General features: G+C 75.6%; 17 protein-coding genes and 2 pseudogenes. 15 read left to right on the top strand and 4 right to left on the bottom strand.

The window, feature by feature from the left end; all coding sequences use genetic code 11:
- Positions 1 to 48: 48 nt before the first annotated feature.
- The gene (locus tag VGH76_RS08840) at positions 49 to 2,382 is read right to left on the bottom strand and encodes a helicase-associated domain-containing protein (RefSeq protein WP_331556280.1); all 2,334 of its coding nucleotides are present in this window, start codon (positions 2,380 to 2,382) and stop codon (positions 49 to 51) included.
- A gap of 260 nt (positions 2,383 to 2,642) precedes the next feature.
- Between VGH76_RS08840 and VGH76_RS08835 the strand changes: the two genes are divergently transcribed.
- The 5 genes and pseudogenes from VGH76_RS08835 to VGH76_RS08815 all read left to right on the top strand — a co-directional run bounded on the left by VGH76_RS08835 (position 2,643) and on the right by VGH76_RS08815 (position 6,342).
- Positions 2,643 to 2,834 (top strand): hypothetical protein, encoded by a 192-nt coding sequence (locus VGH76_RS08835; protein WP_331556279.1) that lies wholly within the window; start codon positions 2,643 to 2,645, stop codon positions 2,832 to 2,834.
- Positions 2,834 to 3,439 (top strand): nucleotidyltransferase family protein, encoded by a 606-nt coding sequence (locus VGH76_RS08830; protein WP_331556278.1) that lies wholly within the window; start codon positions 2,834 to 2,836, stop codon positions 3,437 to 3,439. Before VGH76_RS08835 ends, VGH76_RS08830 begins: the two co-directional genes overlap by 1 nt.
- A 5-nt stretch (positions 3,440 to 3,444) precedes the next feature.
- Positions 3,445 to 4,911 (top strand): NAD-dependent malic enzyme, encoded by a 1,467-nt coding sequence (locus VGH76_RS08825; protein ID WP_331556287.1) that lies wholly within the window; start codon positions 3,445 to 3,447, stop codon positions 4,909 to 4,911.
- Positions 4,908 to 5,405: a cyclic pyranopterin monophosphate synthase MoaC gene (gene moaC / locus VGH76_RS08820; RefSeq protein WP_331556277.1), complete on the top strand. Its 498-nt coding sequence runs from the start codon at positions 4,908 to 4,910 to the stop codon at positions 5,403 to 5,405. The genes VGH76_RS08825 and moaC overlap by 4 nt, the downstream gene beginning before the upstream one ends.
- Positions 5,402 to 6,342 (top strand): annotated as a pseudogene (locus VGH76_RS08815) (molybdenum cofactor biosynthesis protein MoaE). Before moaC ends, VGH76_RS08815 begins: the two are co-directional and overlap by 4 nt.
- A 56-nt stretch (positions 6,343 to 6,398) precedes the next feature.
- Here the strand turns inward: VGH76_RS08815 and VGH76_RS08810 are convergent.
- Positions 6,399 to 6,740: pseudogene (locus VGH76_RS08810) on the bottom strand (transglycosylase family protein); the annotation flags it as partial.
- A 508-nt stretch (positions 6,741 to 7,248) separates the two neighbouring features.
- Between VGH76_RS08810 and VGH76_RS08805 the strand changes: the two are divergent.
- The 7 genes from VGH76_RS08805 (at position 7,249) to VGH76_RS08775 (ending at position 14,675) form a co-directional block, all read left to right on the top strand.
- Entirely contained in the window at positions 7,249 to 8,145 is an 897-nt protein-coding gene (locus VGH76_RS08805; RefSeq protein WP_331556276.1) for a MoxR family ATPase, read from the top strand.
- Positions 8,142 to 9,371, top strand: a complete 1,230-nt coding sequence (locus VGH76_RS08800) for a vWA domain-containing protein (RefSeq protein ID WP_331556275.1) — start codon at positions 8,142 to 8,144, stop codon at positions 9,369 to 9,371. Before VGH76_RS08805 ends, VGH76_RS08800 begins: the two co-directional genes overlap by 4 nt.
- Positions 9,364 to 10,536: an XdhC/CoxI family protein gene (locus VGH76_RS08795; RefSeq protein ID WP_331556273.1), complete on the top strand. Its 1,173-nt coding sequence runs from the start codon at positions 9,364 to 9,366 to the stop codon at positions 10,534 to 10,536. Before VGH76_RS08800 ends, VGH76_RS08795 begins: the two co-directional genes overlap by 8 nt.
- 153 nt (positions 10,537 to 10,689) lie before the next feature.
- Positions 10,690 to 12,018, top strand: coding sequence for an iron-containing alcohol dehydrogenase (locus VGH76_RS08790; RefSeq protein ID WP_331556271.1), 1,329 nt, complete (start codon positions 10,690 to 10,692; stop codon positions 12,016 to 12,018).
- A gap of 9 nt (positions 12,019 to 12,027) precedes the next feature.
- Positions 12,028 to 13,617 carry a MadS family sensor histidine kinase gene (locus tag VGH76_RS08785; protein WP_331556270.1) on the top strand — a complete coding sequence of 530 codons (1,590 nt, stop codon included), beginning with the start codon at positions 12,028 to 12,030 and terminating at the stop codon, positions 13,615 to 13,617.
- A complete protein-coding gene (locus VGH76_RS08780; RefSeq protein ID WP_169182273.1) occupies positions 13,614 to 14,291 on the top strand; it encodes a MadR family response regulator transcription factor in 678 nt (225 codons plus the stop codon). The genes VGH76_RS08785 and VGH76_RS08780 overlap by 4 nt, the downstream gene beginning before the upstream one ends.
- A gap of 123 nt (positions 14,292 to 14,414) precedes the next feature.
- On the top strand, positions 14,415 to 14,675 hold the full coding sequence (locus tag VGH76_RS08775) for a hypothetical protein (RefSeq protein ID WP_331556269.1): 261 nt from the start codon (positions 14,415 to 14,417) through the stop codon (positions 14,673 to 14,675).
- A gap of 129 nt (positions 14,676 to 14,804) precedes the next feature.
- Here the strand turns inward: VGH76_RS08775 and VGH76_RS08770 are convergent, their stop codons facing one another.
- Positions 14,805 to 15,707, bottom strand: a complete 903-nt coding sequence (locus VGH76_RS08770) for a sigma-70 family RNA polymerase sigma factor (protein WP_331556267.1) — start codon at positions 15,705 to 15,707, stop codon at positions 14,805 to 14,807.
- A 94-nt stretch (positions 15,708 to 15,801) separates the two neighbouring features.
- Between VGH76_RS08770 and VGH76_RS08765 the strand changes: the two genes are divergently transcribed.
- Positions 15,802 to 16,281 (top strand): carboxymuconolactone decarboxylase family protein, encoded by a 480-nt coding sequence (locus tag VGH76_RS08765; protein WP_331556266.1) that lies wholly within the window; start codon positions 15,802 to 15,804, stop codon positions 16,279 to 16,281.
- Here VGH76_RS08765 and VGH76_RS08760 read toward each other — a convergent pair whose 3' ends face one another.
- A complete protein-coding gene (locus VGH76_RS08760) occupies positions 16,282 to 16,797 on the bottom strand; it encodes a helix-turn-helix domain-containing protein (RefSeq protein ID WP_331556265.1) in 516 nt (171 codons plus the stop codon).
- Between the two features lie 59 nt (positions 16,798 to 16,856).
- Between VGH76_RS08760 and VGH76_RS08755 the strand changes: the two genes are divergently transcribed.
- On the top strand, positions 16,857 to 18,308 hold the full coding sequence (locus VGH76_RS08755) for an MFS transporter (RefSeq protein WP_331556263.1): 1,452 nt from the start codon (positions 16,857 to 16,859) through the stop codon (positions 18,306 to 18,308).
- Entirely contained in the window at positions 18,253 to 18,780 is a 528-nt protein-coding gene (locus VGH76_RS08750; protein ID WP_331556262.1) for an OsmC family protein, read from the top strand. The genes VGH76_RS08755 and VGH76_RS08750 overlap by 56 nt, the downstream gene beginning before the upstream one ends.
- Positions 18,781 to 18,948 lie beyond the last annotated feature (168 nt).

Below are 18,948 nucleotides of genomic sequence, written 5' to 3'. Positions count from 1 at the left end.
CGCCGCTTCTGTGTACGCGAGGGTGCCGCTCGCTCGAAGGGGGCGTCCCTAGTTGAGCACGCTGACCGACGTGATCCGGTGCAGCGCGAAGCTCACCGACGGGCCCGGCCCGGCGTCGTCCTCCACCGCCGCGTCGGTGCCCTCGAGCAGTCCGCCGCCCACCCGCAGCGGCCGGACCACCCGCTGCGAGGCGGTGCCCTGCGCGTCGACGTAGCCGATCCACACGGTGCGCCCGGTGCGTGCGGCGTCGGCGAGCACGGCCACCGTCGCCGAGGCGGTCTGGCGCGTCGAGCCCGGGACCGACCCCGACACGGCCGGGCCCCGGGACGCGGTGGCCGCCTTGTCCCCGGCCCGCAGCTGGGCGACGAGCGCGGCCACCTGGTCGTCGGAGAGCCGCGGCGAGCTGCCGTTCCCGCCCCGGTCGGGCCGGCGCGGGGCGGTGCGCCGACCTTTCGGCCGCAGGTCGAGCACCCCGCCCTCGGCGTCCTCGGCGACGGGGGCGAGCCCTGCCGCGCGCAGCGCCTCGAGCACCTCGGCCAGGGGGTGCGTCGACACCACCACGGTCGGCGCGATGCGACGCAGCTCCAGCGCCTCCGCCTCCGGGCGCGACACCACCTCGGCGAGCAGCGCCTCGTCCTCGGAGCGCAGGAACGACGCCGCCGACCCGCCGCGCAGCCGCCCGTGGCGCCGGGCGACGTCGTCGACGAGGTAGGTCAGGCCCTGGGGCACCGGGGTGGCCGACCGCGTGGCGAACAGCTCGTGGACGTCCGCGGCCGTCCAGCCCAGGTCGAGCGCGCGGCGGATCGAGCCCTCGCTGATCCGGTAGACCGTCGCGCCGCCGGCCGACTCGACGTCCGCGACCCGGTCCATCGCCGCCGCGAGCCCCGCCTCGAGGCGCCCGGGCGCGACGGCGGTGAGGTCGGCCTGCAGCAGTACGTGGTCGACCGGGGCGGGGAGGGCCGGCCGCAGCGCGGCGGCAGCCGCCGCGTCGGGGTCGTCGTCGGGACGCCGGGGCACCCGCAGCAGCTCCCGCCCGGCCGAGGTCAGGGTGTCGAGGGCGACGACGCCGACCGCGGTCGCCTCGCGGACGACGTCGCGGACGAGCGCGTCGCGCACCCGCCCGCCACGTCGGGGGGCGCGCCACGCGAGCGAGGCGACGAGGTCGTCGAGCGAGGGCGGCCCGGCACCCTCGTCGAACTCGGCCAGCCGTTCGAGCACCCGCCGCCGGACCTGGGGCGCCCAGGGGCGTCGCACCTCGTCGGAGAGCGGGCCGACGAGCTTGTCCCCGGCGTCGCGTGACCCGATCGCCGAGGGCTGCCGCGGCATGTCCAGCCACGCCCGCGCCAGCGCGACCCACTGCGTCTCGGGCGGGGCGGCGAGCCAGCGGTCGGCGGTCGTCGTCGGGCACCACACGGCCTCGGTCTCCTCGCTGACCGCCACGAGCGAGGCCGCGGAGAGGGTCTCGACGAGCAGCCCGGCGGCGGTCTCGTCGGCCTCGAGGTCCTTGGCGAGGCGGCGCAGGTCCCGGACGCCGAGGCCGCCGGAGCGGAGCACCGCGGGCGGGGCGGCCGACCAGGCGGCGATCACCGCCTCGGCACGGCGAATCGTCTCCAGGGCCTCGCCGGCGGCGGTGGCGTCCACGGTGTCCGGGTCGTGCCGGCGGGGGGCGGGCATGGGGTCGGCGGCGGTGATCTCCCCGAGCGGGTGGTCGCCCCGCAGGGCCAGACCCGCCTCGCGGGTGAGCTCCACGGTCTCGTCGTCGACCCGGCGCAGGATGCCCGCGGCGAGCAGCCGGGCGACGGGGTTGTCGTCGCCGTCGCGGGCCCGGCTGCGTCCGACGGGGCCGTCGCGGTCGAGGGCGTCCACCACCGCCCGCTGGTCGGCGGGAAGGTCGGCGACGACGGCTGCCGGGTCCCCGGTGCGCAGCACGGACGACTCGGGGGCCGGGCGTCCCAGGCCGGCGGGATGGCGGCGGGCGGCATCGCGCAGGGCGGGCACCGCGCGGATCCCGGGGTCCTGGCCCTCGTCGAGGGTGCCGGTGCCGACGTCCCACGCGAGGGCCAGGGCGCGCAGCCGGTCCAGCGCCGCGCGGGCCGCGTCGCGGGGCACGGCCGTCCCGAGCAGGTCGAGGACCGACTCCGGCGGCACCGGGTCCTGGTCGGCCCCGGCGACGAGCAGGGCGTCGACGACGGCGAGGTGCAGCGCGTCGAGCTCCTCGAGTGCGCGGCCGACCGAGGTGCGCACCCCGGCCCGGGTGGCGACGACGCCGGTGTCGGCGGGCGCGGGCAGGGCCAGGTCCGGGCGGGCGCGCAGCAGCGCACCCAGGGTCGCGTCATCCTGGGCGCGGAGGTGGTCGAGGAGGGTCCCGGGTCGGCCGGACATCCCCACGAGCGTAGTCGGCGCCCGCGGGGCGGACGCCGGGGAACGAGTGAGCGGCGCCGTTCTGGCGTCGGACGCCAGGATCGTGCCGTTGCTGGCCTCCCGGGGAACGAGTGAGCGGCGCCGTTGTGGCGTCGGACGCCAGGATCGTGCCGTTGCTGGTATCCGAGGCGGACCCCCGGGCGCCCCGCGGTTCGCCCGACCGGGGCCGGGTGCGGCAGACTGGCCCACCCGAGGCAGCACGCCCGACCAGGGAGGAACCGGTGGCAGCGCACAGCGAGGGCGAGAAGGCGGTCACGCCGCGGCAGGACCCGGAGTGGCCGCAGGACGGTCACCCCGTCACCGAGCTGCTGGCCCCGACGCAGGGCGCCTCCTCCCCGTTCGGTGAGACCGAGTTCCCGTTGCCGGCCGACCAGCTCGGCTACCAGCACCCCGTCACCGAGATCAACCGCTAGTGCGCGTCGCCGGCCTCCTGCTCGCCGCGGGGGCCGGCCGGCGGATGGGCGCGCCGAAGGCCCTCGTCGAGCTGGACGGGGAGCCGTTGATGGCGCGCGCCCTGCACGGGCTGCGCGACGCCGGGCTCGTCCCGCGCGTCGTCGTGCTGGGCGCGGAGGCCGAGCGTGCCCGCGAGGTCGCCGCGGCCGCGGACCCAGCCGCCACGGTCGTCGTCGCCCCCGACTGGGCCGACGGCATGGGGGCCTCGCTGCGGGCCGGTCTCGCGGCTCTGCCCGACGTCGACGCCGTCCTCGTCCTGCTCGTCGACACCCCGGGCATCGGTCGCGAGGCGCTCGCCCGGGTGGCCGCCGCCGCGACCCGCGACGGCCTCGCACGGGGGAGCTACGACGGCCGTCCGGGGCACCCGGTGGTCCTCGGTACGGAGCACCTGGCGGGGGTGGCGGCGGCCGCGCACGACGATGTCGGGGCGCGGGGATACCTTGCTGGTCGCGAGGACATCCGGTCCGTCGAGGTCGGTGACGTGGCTACCCGCTCCGACGTCGACACCCCGGCCGACCTCGCGCGGATCACCGATCCGGCCCGGTCCATCGATGGAGGGGAGTGAGCAGCGTGGCGGTCCCCGGCCCGGGCTACGCCATCACCGCACGCGTGGAGGCGCCCGCGAGCGCCACCGCGGCGGGCGACCTCGCGGTCGCCGTCGGGCGCGTGGGCGGTGTCATGACGGCGTTCGACGTCGTGGAGTCCCGGGCGGACTCGATCATCGTCGACATCTCCTGCAACGCGCTGTCCGAGCGGCACTCCGAGGAGATCACCGAGGCCCTGGACACCCTCGACGGCGTGCGGGTGCGCAACGTCTCGGACCGCACCTTCCTCGTCCACCTCGGCGGGAAGATCGAGGTCACCCCCAAGGTCGGGCTGCGCACCCGGGAGGACCTCTCCCGGGCCTACACCCCCGGCGTGGCGCGGGTGTGCCAGGCGATCGCGGCGCGCCCGGAGGACGCCCGCAGCCTGACGATCAAGCGGAACACCGTCGCCGTCGTCACCGACGGCTCGGCGGTGCTGGGGCTGGGTAACCTCGGGGCGGTCGCGGCGATGCCGGTGATGGAGGGCAAGGCAGCGCTGTTCAAGCGCTTCGCCGGGGTCGACGCCTGGCCGGTGTGCCTGGACACCCAGGACACCGAGGAGATCATCCGCACCGTCGAGGTGCTCGCGCCCGCGTACGGCGGGATCAACCTCGAGGACATCGCCGCGCCCCGCTGCTTCGAGATCGAGGCCCGGCTGCGGGACTCCCTCGACGTGCCGGTGTTCCACGACGACCAGCACGGCACCGCCGTCGTCGTGCTCGGGGCCCTGCGCAACGCGCTGCGGGTGGTCGGGAAGCGCTCGCAGGACTGCCGGATCGTGGTCTGCGGCGTCGGCGCGGCCGGCTCGGCGATCATCCGGCTGCTGCTGCCGCTGCAGCCCGCCGACATCGTCGCGGTGGACGTCGAAGGCATCATCCACCGGGACCGTCCCGGCCTGCACGGCTCGCTGACCTGGGTGGCCGAGCAGACCAACCGCGAGGGGCTCACCGGCGACGTGCACGACGCGCTGCCCGGGGCCGACGTCTTCATCGGGGTCTCGGCGCCGAACCAGCTGTACGCCGAGGACATCAAGGCCATGTCCGACGACGCGATCGTCTTCGCGCTCGCCAACCCCGACCCGGAGATCGACCCGGGGGTCGCCCAGCACCACGCGGCGATCGTCGCCACCGGCCGGTCCGACTACCCCAACCAGATCAACAACGTGCTGGCGTTCCCGGGCATCTTCCGCGGCCTGCTCGACGCGCAGGCCCACGGCATCTCCGACGCCATGCTGCTGGCCGCCTCGGCCGCGATCGCCGACGTGGTCGCCGAGCCGAACCCGCTGTTCATCGTGCCCAGCGTGTTCGACTCCACGGTGGCCCCGGCCGTCGCCTCGGCGGTGCGGCGGGTCAGCGAGGCCGAGCGCGAGGCGGGGGACACCGCGTCGGTGCAGGACGCGCTCGACACCGGGTCGGAGTCGGCCGACGGCGCGTTGCGCACGGAGGAGGAGTGAGCACCCCCGACGGCGGGCGCGGGCTCACCCACGTCGATGCCTCGGGCGCGGCGCGGATGGTCGACGTCGGGGACAAGGAGGTCACCCGCCGCGTGGCCACCGCCAGTGGCGTCCTGCGCACCACCGCCGAGGTGTGCGCCGCGCTGCGCGACGGGACGGTGCCCAAGGGGGACGCCCTGGCCACCGCGCGCATCGCGGGCATCATGGGTGCCAAACGCACGCCCGACCTGGTGCCGCTCTGCCATCCCATCCCGCTCGCGGGCGTGACGGTGGACCTCGAGGTCGGCGAGGACGAGGTGCGCGTCGAGGCCACCGCCCGCAGCGCCGACCGCACCGGGGTGGAGATGGAGGCGCTCACGGCGGTGGCGGTGGCCGGCCTGGCGCTGCACGACATGGTGAAGGCGCTCGACCCGGCGGCGACGATGGACGCGGTGCGGCTCGAGCGCAAGGAGGGCGGACGCTCCGGCGTCTGGACGAGGCCGGAGGGTCGATGAACGAGCCGAGCGAGCCCCTGCGCCGGGCGCGGGTGGTGACGGCCTCGAACCGGGCCGCGGCCGGGGTGTACGAGGACCGCGGAGGTCCGATCATCGTGGACTGGCTGCGGGCGCACGGGTACCGCGCCGACGACGCCGTCGTCGTGCCGGACGGGGAGCCGGTCGCCGAGGCGTTGCGGGCGGCGGTGGCCGACCGGGTCCAGGTCGTCCTCACCACGGGAGGCACGGGGATCGCGCCGACCGACGGCACCCCGGAGGCCACCCGGGCGGTGCTCGACTACGAGGTGCCCGGGCTCGCGGACGCGGTGCGGGCGGCGGGGGCCGACAAGGTCCCGACCAGCGTGCTGTCCCGTGGCGTGGCGGGCGTCGCCGGGCGCACTCTGGTGGTGAACCTGCCCGGGTCGCCGGGCGGGGTCCGTGACGGGCTGGCCGTGCTCGAGCCGGTGCTCGACCACGCCGTGGACCAGATCCAGGGAGGGGACCACCAGTGAGCACCGCACCGGCCGGGACGGCCGCCGTCGTGCTGCGCGCGGCCGTGGGGGAGGAGCCGCTCGACGTGTCCGAGCACGCGGCCCTCGTCGACGGTCCCCGCAGCGGCGCCGTCGTCACGTTCTCCGGCGTCGTGCGCGACCACGACGACGGCCGGGCCGTGCGCACGCTCGACTACGAAGGCCACCCGAGCGCGGGCGCGGTCGTCGAGAAGGTCGCCGCCGAGGTCGCGGCCGGCCACGCCGGCGTGACCGCCGTGGCCGTCTCGCACCGCGTCGGGGCCCTGGCGATCGGGGACGTGGCGCTGGCCTGCGCAGTCGCGGCCGAGCACCGGCGCGAGGCGTTCGAGGCCTGCAGCGAGCTGGTCGACGAGGTCAAGCGGCAGCTCCCGGTCTGGAAGCGCCAGGAGTTCGCCGACGGCTCGGAGGAGTGGGTCAACTGCCCGTAGGACCTGTGAACGGATTTGGCCGTCGGGACGACCAAATCCGTTTCACAGGGGCGCTAGCCCTTCTGGCCGCAGACCGGCCAGGCGCCCATGCCCTGCCCGTCCTTGACCTTCTCGGCGACCTGGATCTGCTGCTCGCGGCTCGCGGTCTGAGGGCTGCCCTGGCCGCCGTAGGCGTGCCAGGTCGAGTCGGTGAACTGCAGGCCACCGCTGAAGCCGTTGCCGGTGTCGGTGTTCCAGTTGCCGCTGCTCTCGCACTGGGCGACGGCGTCCCAATCGGTGGCGGAGGCGGTTCCGGCCGTCAGGGCCAGCGGGGTGGCCGCGAGCGCGCCGACGAGCGTGAACTGGGCCGCCCGACGGGTGAGGGCGCGCGCCAGCGACACATCTGTACTACGAAGCATGACCTCTCACTCGCACTGCGCCCCAGCCAGGTGCGGACCGGGAAGCACTCCCCAGCGGGTCATCGACCGGTTCCACGCGGTCTCTCCACCGGGCACGCCCGGAGGGCGTGCCGAATCCGTCCTGCTCGCGCCTGTCCGGTCCGCACCTCTCGTGTGGGGTCACCCGGGGCCGCTGGACAGGCGTCGGGCGCGGCGACCACGGGGCGGTTTCGGGCCGCGGGTTCCACGACCGCCGCCGAACGGTACGGAGGACACGCGAGGTTTCAAGCCGGTCTCAGGTCGGGGACGATCACCCGGAACGGATGGCTGACAGCGTGTCCGCCCGCGTTCGTCCTACTCAGTGCGTCGACGACAGATCGTCTCCCGTTCGTCACATGGTTGTGACTCCGTCCGGGAATGTCACGGGCGTCACCGTCCACGACGTGTTTCCTGGGGCGTGCACCACAGGAACGTGAGGTAGGGAAGCCGCCTGGTGGCCGGGTGATCCCGGCTGGGGGACGATGGACTCGTGACCGCCGCCACCGAACTCGCCGGGCCCGACGACGTCGCGGCCGCCCTCGAGCGCACCGGGTACCTCGCCGACGCGGGCCTCGCTTCGGCCGCGTTCCTCGCCCTGCGCATGGGGCGCCCGCTGTTCTGCGAGGGCGAGCCCGGGACGGGCAAGACGGCGCTTGCCCAGGCGCTGGCCGAGGTCCTCGGGGCGCCGCTGATCCGGCTGCAGTGCCACGAGGGCATCGACGCCGCGCAGGCGCTCTACGACTGGGACTTCCCGCGCCAGCTGCTGCACCTGCGCACCATGGAGGCGGCGGCCACCGCGTCGGGGTCGGAGCTGGACGCCGACGCCGTCGAGGCCTCGCTGTACGACCGCCGCTTCCTCCTCGCCCGTCCGGTGCTCGAGGCGCTGCAGACGACGCCGAGCGTGCTGCTGGTCGACGAGGTCGACCGCGCCGACGACGAGTTCGAGGCGTTCCTGCTCGAGGTGCTGGCGGAGAACTCGGTGACGATCCCCGAGATCGGGGTGGTGCGCGCCGAGACCCCGCCGCTGGTCGTCCTCACCTCCAACCGCACCCGCGAGGTGCACGACGCGCTCAAGCGCCGCTGCCTCTACCTGTGGCTCGATCACCCCGACCTCGCGCGCGAGGTCGCGATCCTCAAGGCGCGGATGCCGGAGCTGTCGACCGAGCTGGCCGAGCAGGTGGCCCGGGCGGTGCAGCGGCTGCGCGGGCTCGACCTGCTCAAGCCGCCGGGTGTCGCCGAGACGCTGGACTGGGCCGCGGCCCTCGAGCTCATCGGGGCACGCCACCTCGACCTGGACTCGGCCACCGCGACACTCGGGGCGGTCCTCAAGTACCGCGAGGACGCCGACCGGGCCCGCAACGCGCTGGACGCCCTGCTCGCGTCATGAGCACCCCTGACCGCGGAGGGAGCACCGACGGACCGGCTCCCCGCCCGCACGCCGGCGCGCTGCTGGCCTCCGGTGTCGTCGAGGCGCTCGACGGTGGCGCGGCTCCCGACGACGACGCCGTGCTGCGTGACTTCGTCGCGTTCACCCGCCTGCTGCGCAACGCCGGCGTGCCGGTGACCCCCGACCGGACGTCCACCTACCTGCGGGCGCTGCGCGAGGTCGACGTGGCCAGCGAGGTCGCGACCTACTGGGCGGGGCGGGTGACGCTCTGCGCCGACCCCGACGACGTCGCCCGCTACGACCACGCCTTCCACGCCTGGTTCTCCTCCGACCCCCGCCGGCAGCGGACGGGGCGCCCCGCCCCGCCGAAGCCACGGACCGCGACGATCGCCGCGCTCTCCGGCCCGGAGGGCGCGGGCGGCGAGGAGCAGGACCAGGACGACGTGCCCGAACTGCGCGTCGCCGCCTCCGGAGAGGAGGTCCTGCGCGACCGCGACATCGCCGAGCTGACGATCGGCGAGCGTGAGCACCTGCGCCAGATGCTGGCTCTGCTGCGCCCGCGCCCGCCGCGACGCCGCGCCCGCCGTCGTCGTCCCGCCCGCCGGGGCGAGGCCGACGCCCGCCGGACGCTGCGCGCGACCCTGCGCCACGCCGGGGAGATCCCGGGCCTGTCGCGCCGCGACCGCCACGAGCGCCCCCGGCGCGTCGTCCTGCTCCTGGACGTCTCGGGGTCGATGGCGCCCTACGCCGACGCGCTGCTGCGCTTCGCCCACGTCCTCACCCGGCGCACCCCGCAGGCCGTCGAGACCTTCACCCTCGGGACCCGGCTCACCCGTGTGACCCGCGAACTGCGCCAGCGCGACCCCGAGCGGGCGCTGCGCGACGCGGCGGGCGCCATCCCCGACTGGTCCGGCGGGACCCGGCTGGGCGAGGTGATCGGCGCCTTCCTCGACCGGTGGGGCCAGCGGGGCGTGGCCCGCCGGGCGGTCGTCGTGATCTTCTCCGACGGCTGGGAGCGCGGCGGCACCGAGCTGCTGGGTGAGCAGATGGCACGCCTCGCGCGGCTCGCGTACTCGGTGGTGTGGGTGAACCCGCACGCCGGCAAGCGCGGCTACGAGCCGGTGCAGGGGGGAATCGCCGCGGCCCTCCCGCACGTTGACCGATTGTTGGCGGGGCACTCGCTCGCCACCCTGCAGGAGCTGACGGAGGTGCTCGCCGATGCGTGACGTGCTCACGAGCCTCGAGAACTGGTGGGCCGAGGGCCGCTCGATCGCGCTCGCCACCGTCGTCGGGACGTTCCGCTCCGCACCGCGCCAGCCCGGCGCCTCGATGCTCGTCGGCCCCGACGGGCAGGCCGTGGGCAGCGTCTCCGGCGGCTGTGTCGAGGGCGCGGTCTACGAGCTCGGCAACGAGGTCCTCGAGGGCGCCGAGCCGACGCTGCAGCGCTACGGCGTGTCCGACGACGACGCCTTCGCGGTCGGCCTGACCTGCGGCGGCATCCTCGACGTGTTCGTCGAGGAGGTCGACCGCGAGAGCTTCCCGCAGCTCGGCGAGATCGCCGAGGCGGTGCGAGAGCACCGGCCGGTGGCCACCGCGACGATCGTGTCGGGACCGGGGGTGGGCCGGCGCCTCGTCGTGTGGCCCGACCGGGTCGAGGGCTCGCTGGGCAGCGAGCGTCTCGACGACGCCGTGCGCGACGACGCCCGCGGCCTGCTCGCCGCCGGGCGCACCACCCTGGTGACCTACGGGCCCGGTGGGGAGCGCCGCGGCGAGGGCCTCGGGGTGTTCGTCGAGTCGTTCGCGCCCGCGCCCCGTCTCATCGTCTTCGGCGCCATCGACTTCGCGGCCGCGGTCGCCCGCATCGGGACCTTCCTGGGGATGCGCGTGACCGTCTGCGACGCGCGACCGGTGTTCGCCACCTCGAGCCGCTTCCCGGAGGCCCACGAGGTCGTCGTCGAGTGGCCGCACCGCTACCTGGCGGCCGAGTCGGCGGCCGGGCGCATCGACGGCCGCACCGCGCTGGCCGTCCTCACCCACGACCCCAAGTTCGACGTGCCGCTGCTCGAGGTGGCGCTGCGCCTGCCCGAGATCGGCTACATCGGCGCCATGGGGTCGCGGCGCACCCACTCCGACCGTCTCGAGCGACTGCGCGAGGCCGGGGTCACCGAGGCCGAGCTGGCGCGGATGTCGAGCCCGATCGGGCTCGACCTCGGGGCCCGCACCCCCGAGGAGACCGCCGTGTCGATCGCCGCCGAGATGATCGCCCGCCAGTGGGGCGGCGACGGGACGCCGCTCTCGGACCGGCAGGGACCCATCCACGGTGACTCCAACGTCGAGCCCGGCCTGCGCGCCGAGGATCTGGAGCACGAGCTCGCAACTGGCGCACGCTGATCGGTCGGGGTCCCCCTACCGATGGGTAGGTGACACGATTGACGGCGGAGGGGTCGCCCACGGGGTGCAGCGGTCGTCGCGAGGCTGCCCAAGTCCGCGATGTCTCTGTAACGTGGGCTACACCGAGCACCCGACGGTGGGGAAGGGGGCAGCGTGGTCCTCGTCGACACCGTGACGCGTGCGGGTCAGTCCATGGTGACCTGCGGCAGGCAGAGCCGGGAGGACGACGAGGTCACGGCCGGGTCGGTTCCGCGGTCGCCGTCCGAGCACGCGCGCCCCCACGGCACCGGGCACGTCGCCTCCGTGCCCGAGAGCCCCCGCCTGGCGAAGTTCCACGTCCCCGAGATCGTCTTCGGACCCGGATCGCTCCCCGAGGCCGCCCACGCCGCGGTGCGGCTCGGCGCCCGGCGGCCGATGCTCGTCACCGACGACGGCCTGCTCGCCGCGGGCTGGCCCCAGCAGCTGCTGCGCCACCTCGCCGACGGCGGCATGGAGGCCACGGTCTGGAGCGGGGTCACCCCCAACCCCAAGGACCACGAGATCGCGGCCGGGCACGAGGCCTACCGAGCCGCGGGGTGCGACGTGCTCGTCGCGGTCGGCGGAGGGTCGGTGATCGACGCCGCGAAGGGCATCGCCCTGCTCGCCGGCAACGGCGGGTTGATCACCGACTTCGAGGGCGTCGACCGGATGGTCGCCCCCATCCCGCCGATGGTCATGGTGCCCGCGACGTCGGGGACCGGTGCGGACGTCTCCCAGTTCTGCATCGTCACCGACACGCTGCGGAACACCAAGATCACGATCCTGGGTCGCGCGCTCGTCCCGGACGTCTCCGTGGTCGACCCGCACCTGCTCACGACGATGCCGGACTGGCTCAACGCCGCGACCGGCCTGGATGCGCTCACGCACGGCATCGAGGCCTACGTCTCCCGGGCCCACAACCCGCTGACCGACCACCACGCCCTGCAGGCGATCTCCCTGGTCGGTGGGCACCTCGAGCGCACCATGGACCACCCGCTCGACCAGGAGTCGCGGCTGCACATGGCCCAGGCGGCCCTCGAGGCCGGGCTCGCGTTCACCAACGCGATCCTCGGCGCCGCGCACGCGATGAGCCACCAGGTCGGCGGGCTGCTCGACCTGCCCCACGGCGTGATCAACGGGATCCTCCTGCCGCACGTGGTGCGGTTCAACGCCGAGTCCGACCCGGCGCGCTTCGTTCCGATCGCCCAGGCCCTCGGGTTCCCCGGCGAGGTCGGCCGGTCCTGCTCGCAGGCGCTGGCCGAGGACGCCGCGGAGTGGGCCGCCTGCGAGGTCCGCCGCCTCGCCGACGAGCTGGGCGTGCCCAAGGGCCTCGGCGAGATCGGGGTGACCGCGGAGGACCTGCCCACCCTGTCGACGATGACGATGGCCGACGCCTGCCTGTCGACCAACCCGCGCGAGGCCGACCGTGCCGACATCGAGGCGCTGTTCCGGCAGGCGCTGTAGCGGCACCTCGTGGAACGCCGCATCGATCCCCCACCCGCCGAGCACCGCGTCGAGGGCCCGGACCTCGACGTGCTCACCGGCATCCGCTCGGGGAAGCCGTCGTTCTACGTCGAGTACCTCGCCTCGGCCGAGCGCCTGCGCCGGGTGATCCACGCGCTCGACCGGATCAGCCGCGCCCTCGTGCGCACTACGGAGGGGCCCGGGACGCTCGTGCGGTCGGTCGCCGAGGCCGCGGCCGAGCACCTGACCGCCCACTGGGTCGTCTTCGCCCTCGCGGACGGCGCCCTGCCCGAGGCCGCGCCACGCGCCCTGGTGCTCGGACCCGACCTCGTCGAGGCATCGGCCGATGCGCCCGACGCCCTCCCCCCGTTCGTCCTGCGCCACCTGCAGGCGGTGCGCCGGGGCGAGCACGAGCCGTCGGGCCCCGGGGACTCCCGGGGGCCCGCCGACGGCGACCCGGGCCCGGAGGCCCGCCCGCACGACCCGCACCACCTGCACGTCCCCGTCCGTCTGGACGGCGCGGTGGTCGGCGAGATCGTGGCGTGGACCGGGGTCGAGCGGCGCATCGACGCCACCGACGCCTCTGTGCTGCGGGTGCTCGCCAGCCAGACCGCGGCGGCGCTGCAGAACTCCGCGCTGCACCAGCGGACGCTGCAGCTCTACGACGAGGCGAGCCGCCACGCCAACGACCTCGCCGCCCGCAACGAGCAGCTCCAGCGCACCCGCGACGCCCTGACCGTCGCCCGGCAGCGCGAGGTCCTCGACTCCGAGCGCCACCGCATCGCCCGCGAGCTGCACGACTCCGTCACCCAGTACGCCCTCTCGGCCGGGATGCAGATCGAGGTGGTGCGCTCGGAGATCCGCGACGAGGGCCAGCGGCAGCGGCTGGAGACCGCCAAGCAGCTCACCCGCCGCGCCGTCGAGCAGCTGCGCTCGGCGATCTACGCGCTCAACCATTCCGGCGAGCACGGCCACCGCAGCCTGCCGGCCATGCTCGAGGAGCTCTCCGCGGTCCACATGCCCTCCGACCTGCGGGTCGAGGTGCGCATCGAGGGCCGGCCGGTGTCGCTGCCCGCCACGGCCGAGCGCTCGCTCTTCCGTGTCGCGGGCGAGGCGCTGTTCAACGCCGCCGTGCACGCCGAGGCGACGGTGGCCGTGGTGCGCCTCGCGTTCCGGAAGGACCGGCTGGTGCTCTCGGTGGCCGACGACGGCACCGGCGACCCCGAGCAGGTCCGCCGCACGCTGCGGGTGGCCGCCGCGCGGGACCTCGACGGGTCGCACCGGGGCCTCGCGAACATGGCCGAGCGGGCGCGGGAGATCGGCGGCACGCTGGCGGTCCAGCGGGCCCGTCAGGGCGGCATCCGCATCCAGGTGGGGGTCCCGCTCCCGATCGGCGGCGACACCGACCGGGCGACCCGCCCCGCCGTCAGCACCCCGGCGCCGTCAGAACCCTCCGAACCGGGAGGGACCGGGGCGGGCCCCGACGGTGAGACTGGGAGCAGGGCCGCCGCCCTCCCCGCCCGCGGGCCGCTCGCGCCCCGCCCCGCCGCACCCGCCACGGACGACCTCGCCGCGCACGATCTTGGGAGCACGACATGACCGACATCCGCATCCCTGCCCGCGCGGCGGTCCGCCGCGGCGAGGTGCGCATCGTGCTCGTCGACGACCACGCGATCGTCCGCCAGGGCCTGCGCTCGGTCCTCGAACGGGAGCCGCAGCTCTCGATCGTCGGGGAGGCGTCGTCGGCGGCCGAGGCGCTCGCCGTCGTCGCCCACGAGCGGCCCTCGATCGTCCTGCTCGACCTCAAGCTCTCCACGAGCTCGGACTCCGAGGGCCTGCAGCTGTGCCGCCAGCTCACCCAGGCGCATCCCGGCGTCGGGGTGCTGGTCCTGACGACGTTCCTCGACGACCGCCTCGTCGTCGAGGCCGTGCACGCGGGGGCGCGGGGCTACGTCGTGAAGGACGTCGACACCACCGAGCTCATCGCGGCGATCCGGGCGGTGTCGCGAGGGGAGTCGGCGTTCGACTCCCGGTCCGCGGCTGCCGTGGTGCGCTCGCTCAACGGGCAGCAGCCCCACGGGGAGACGTTGACGGGGCGTGAACTGGACGTGCTGCGGCTGCTCGCGCGCGGGATGAGCAACCGCACGATCGGCCGGGAGCTCTTCATCTCGGAGACGACGGTGAAGTTCCACGTCGGCAACCTCATGCGCAAGCTCGACGTCTCCCGTCGCGCCGAGGCGGTGTACGCGGCCTCCAAGATGGGGCTGATCTGATCGTCGCAAGGTGCCCGCGACGTGCTGTGGTCGGCCGCAGAAGGCCGCAGAAGGCCGCAGAAGGCCGCGACCAGGCGATCCCGGCGGCCCGGCCCTCGGGTCCCCGCCGGTCGAGGAGGTCCTGTGCTCGGGGTGTGCGCCACACCCGACGAGGTGGCCGCCCGACTGCCGGGTGACGACCTCGTCCCCGACGCCCAGGTGACGATGGACCGCGCCTTCGACCTGCCCGCCGTCCCCGAGATCCTCTGGCCCTGGTTGGCCCAGCTCGGGAAGCAGCGGGCGGGCTGGTACCTCCCGGCCGGCGTCGAACGACCGACCGGGGGCCACCTCCGCCATGATCACCGGGACACAGTGGTGGTCCGTGCTCCGGCCAGGCAACCATGACGTCCCGCTGATCATGCTGCCGCGAGCCGCCCCTCACTCCACCGATCCGGAAGAACTCCGGCGGGCCCGCCGGGGTCAACCGTCGGTCCAGGATGGTCAAGGCCGAGCTCGGGCATCCGCCCGGGCAGGTCAGGTGAGGACGACGTCGATGGTGGCCACCGTCTCCGGGTCCGCCACCAGGTCGACCGCGGTGACCTTCCCGTCCACCACCGTAATCCGGAACAGCGACACGACCCGGCCGCCGACGGCGAACGCCAGGCCGGGCTCGCCGTCGAGCAGCGCCGGGGCGGCGGCGCGGGCCCGCCCGGCGAAGACCCGGGCGACAGCGTCCGCGCCGGCCACCTCCGCGACCAGCTCCGGCGCCCCGCGCCCGGCGTTCGCCGCCGCGAGGGTCACGGCGACCGGGTCGGCGCGCAGCACCACCTCGGGATCGAGCACGGCGAGCAGCGCCCCGAAGTCGCCCTCGCGCGCGGCGGCCAGGAACGCCCCGACGACCGCCCGCCGCCGCGCGGGGTCGTCCTCGGTGACGCCGCCCCCGCGCACCCGACGCCGGGCGCGGCTCGCGAGCTGACGGGTCGCGGGCACCGAGCGGTCGACGATCGGGGCGATCTCGTCGAAGGGCAGCCCGAACACGTCGTGGAGCACGAACGCGAGCCGCTCCGCCGGGCCGAGGGTGTCGAGGACGAGCAGCAGGGCCGGCCCCATCGCGTCCGCCGCGACCGCCTGCTCCTCGGGCCCGGCGCCCCCGGCGGCCCCGCCGACCCCGGCGACCTCGGGCTCGTCATCGACGATCGGGTCCTCGGGGTGGTTCCGCCGGGCCCGCAGCATGTTCAGCGCGATCCGGGCGACCACGGTGGTGAGCCAGGCCCCCAGATCCTCGATCCCGACGGCGTCCGCCCGCTGCAGCCGCAGCCACGCCTCCTGGACCGCGTCGTCGGCCTCGCCGGTCGGGCCGAGCAGCCGCCGGGCCACGGCCAGCAGCTGCGGACGGTGCTCGGTGAAGCGGGCGGCGAGGGCCCCGGTCGAATTCATCGGTCACGTTCCTCCGCGCGTCGGTGTCACCACCATGACCGACCGGGCGCCGGGAACGTGACCGGTCCGGCGGTCCGACCACCGAGGAGCAGTCATGACGACGACGACCATCACCCCGCTCGAGGCGCGCATGCCCAACCCGGCCGCGCTGGTGCCCGGCGTCGGCGAGGCCATCGGCACGCTGGTCGCCGGGGTCCGCGCGGGCGGGCTCCCCGAGCGGCTCCCCGACCTCGTCCACCTGCGCGTGAGCCTCATCAACGGTTGCTCGTCGTGCGTGCACGGCGGCACGCAGAGCGCCCGGGCCGCGGGGGAGACCGACGCGCGCCTGGCCACCGTCGGCGCCTGGCGCGAGGCCCCGTGGTTCACCGACGCCGAGCGGGTCGCGCTGGAGCTCGCCGAGCACGTCACGCGGCTGGCCGACCGCGGCGAGGCCGTCCCGGACGCGCTGTGGGCCGAGGTCACCCGGCACTTCGACGAGCAGGCCCGGGCGACGCTGCTGCTCTGGATCGCGGTGTGCAACCTGTTCAACCGGCTGAACGCGCCGGTCCGCCACCCCGCGGGGGCGGGCTGGTGATCAGGGCAGCGGGGTCAGCATCCGGTGCGGCTCGCGCAGCGCCCGGCTGACCGGGTCGTCGCGGCGCGGCAGGTCCGGCCCGCCCTCCGGGCGCACCACCAGGTCGGTCGGGCCGGGCACGGCGCCGCAGGCGGGGCAGCGACCGTCGGCGGTGGTGTCCGGCTCGCCGCCGGCGGGGCATCCGGCGTGCGCGAAGCGCCGCACCGTCCCGCCGGTCGCCCGCTGGTCCGACTCGCCCCAGGCCGCGAGCGACCGCAACGCCGGCCACAGCGCCGTCGCCGTCTCCGTCACCCGGTAGCCGCTCGCGTCGCGCTCGAGGATGCCCGCCTCGACGAGGCGGGCGAGCCGGTCGGACAGCACGGCGCGGGGCACGTCGAGGTGGGCGACGAGGTCGGCGAAGCGGTGGACGCCGAGGAAGCAGTCCCGCAGGACGAGCAGCGTCCACCGGTCGCCCACCACCTCGAGGGCGCGGGCGATCGAGCAGTCCTGGAGGGGATAGCCCTGGCCGAGTGGCATGCGTCCCATCCTACGCGGAGGTTCAATGACCGAACCGGATCGTGCTAGCGTTCCGGACCGTGCGGTCCACATCCGGCGCCACGGTCGCCGTCGCCTCCGCGGCCACGTTCCTCGTCCTCGTCGCCTTCACCACCCCGCTCGCCACGCTCCCCGCCACGGCGGCCGCGCTCGGCTCGGGGCCCGAGGGCCAGGCGTGGATCCTCAGCTCGATGAGCATCGGCCTCGGGGTCGCGCTCCTGTCCAGCGGCGCGGTCGCCGACGACCTGGGGCGGCGCCGCGCGCTCGTCCTGGGCAGTGCGGTGCTCGTGGCCGCCTCGGTGGTGTGCGCAGTGTCGCCGACGACGGCGGTGCTGGTCGCCGGGCGCATCGGCGCGGGGGTCGGTGGGGCGGCGCTCATCGCGGCCGGCCTCGGGCTCATCGGCCACGCCTTCCCGGCGGGGACGCCGGAGGCGCGGCGGGCCGGCGGGATCTGGGGTGCCGCGCTCGGCGGCGGCATCGCGGTCGGGCCGCTGCTCGCGACCGGCGCGCAGCAGCTGGCGGGCTGGTCCGCGGCCTACTGGCTCGAGGCACTGCTCGCCGTGGTCCTCGGCGTCGTCGCCCGGGTCCTGCTCGACGAGTCCCGGGCCGAGCGCCCGCGCCCGGTCGACGTGCCCGGCGTCGTGCTGCTCGCGGCCGGGGTCGGGGTCCTGCTCACCGGGCTGGTCGAGGCGCGCGGCGGACCGACCCGCCCGCTCGTGATCGCCCTCGTCGTCGGGGGCCTGGCGCTGCTCGCGCTCTGGCTGTGGATCGAGCACCGCCGGCCGGCCCCGATGATCGACCCGGAGCTCTTCCGCTCCCCGCCGTTCCTCGCCGCCACCCTCGGCGCGCTGGCCACCGGCGCGGGGATCATCGCGACGACGTCGTTCCTGCTCACCGTCATGGAGCGCGGGCTCGGCACGGGGGCGGTGATCGCGGCGGTGGTGCTGCTCGCGTGGTCGGCCACCGGCGTCGTCACCTCGCTGCTCGCGCGCCGCCTCCCGGCGCACTGGAGCGGGCGGACGCAGCTGGCGGTCGGGCTCGTCGTCGTCGCGGTCGGTCAGGTCCTGCTGCTCGGCGCCACGCCGGGGGACTCGCCGTGGCGCTACGTCCCCGGTCTGCTGGTCGCCGGGGTCACCAGCGGGGTGGTGAACGCCGCGCTCGGGCGCGAGGCGGTGGCCAGCGTGCCGCCCGGCCGGGCGGCGATGGGGAGCGGCGCGAACAACACCGCCCGCTACGTCGGGTCGGCGATCGGCACGACCGTCGTCGCGATCGTCGCCACGCGGCCCGGCCTGCCCGCGGGCCCGGCGGGCCTGCTGCAGGGGTTCGACGCCGCCGTCGTCGTCGCCACCGTGTTCTCGCTGCTCGGCGCGGTCGCCGTGTTCGCGTGCCGCCCACGTCGAGGGGGCGTCCCGACGCCCGAGCAGGCAGACTCGGGGGATGGACTCCGCAGCGCTCGCCGAGACCCAGGGCCCCCTCAAGCAGCAGTACCGTGACGATCCCGGGTCGGCCACCGTCGTCCTGAAGGCGGACGGCGACCTCGAGGGATCCGGCATCTCGTGCCGCGTGTCGACGGCGCAGGCCATGGTCGAGGCCGGTCTGCACCCCGCGACCGGTGGCACCGGCGAGCTGCTGTGCTCCGGCGACATGCTGCTCGAGGCGCTCGTCGCCTGCTCCGGCGTGACGCTGCGCGCGGTCGCCACCTCGATGGGCGTCGAGGTGCGCGGCGGCACCATCCACGCCGAGGGCGACCTCGACTTCCGCGGCACCCTCGGTGTCGCGAAGGACGCGCCGGTCGGGTTCAAGGACATCCGGCTGTCGTTCGACCTCGACACCGACGCCGACGACGCCACCCTCGCGACGCTGCACAAGCTCACCGAGCGGTACTGCGTCGTCTACCAGACGCTCGTGAGCTCGCCGTCGGTGTCGCTCGAGCTCGGCAAGCAGGAGGCATCCGCGCAGGCCTGAGGACCGCACACGACGACGGCCCCCGCGCTCGGGAGTGAGCGCGGGGGCCGTCGTGTGGCCGGGACCCGTCAGTCGGTGTGGTACGGGTCGTAGTGGATCTGCATGAACGGGGTCCCGGCGTCGAGCATCGAGGACACCGTCGAGCGGACCATGCCGGGCGAGCCCGCG

The sequence above is a fragment of the Actinomycetospora sp. genome (assembly GCF_036497585.1).
Classification (GTDB): domain Bacteria; phylum Actinomycetota; class Actinomycetes; order Mycobacteriales; family Pseudonocardiaceae; genus Actinomycetospora.
The sequence above is the reverse complement of the archived record's forward strand: the minus strand, read 5'-3'. Positions and strand labels throughout refer to the sequence as shown.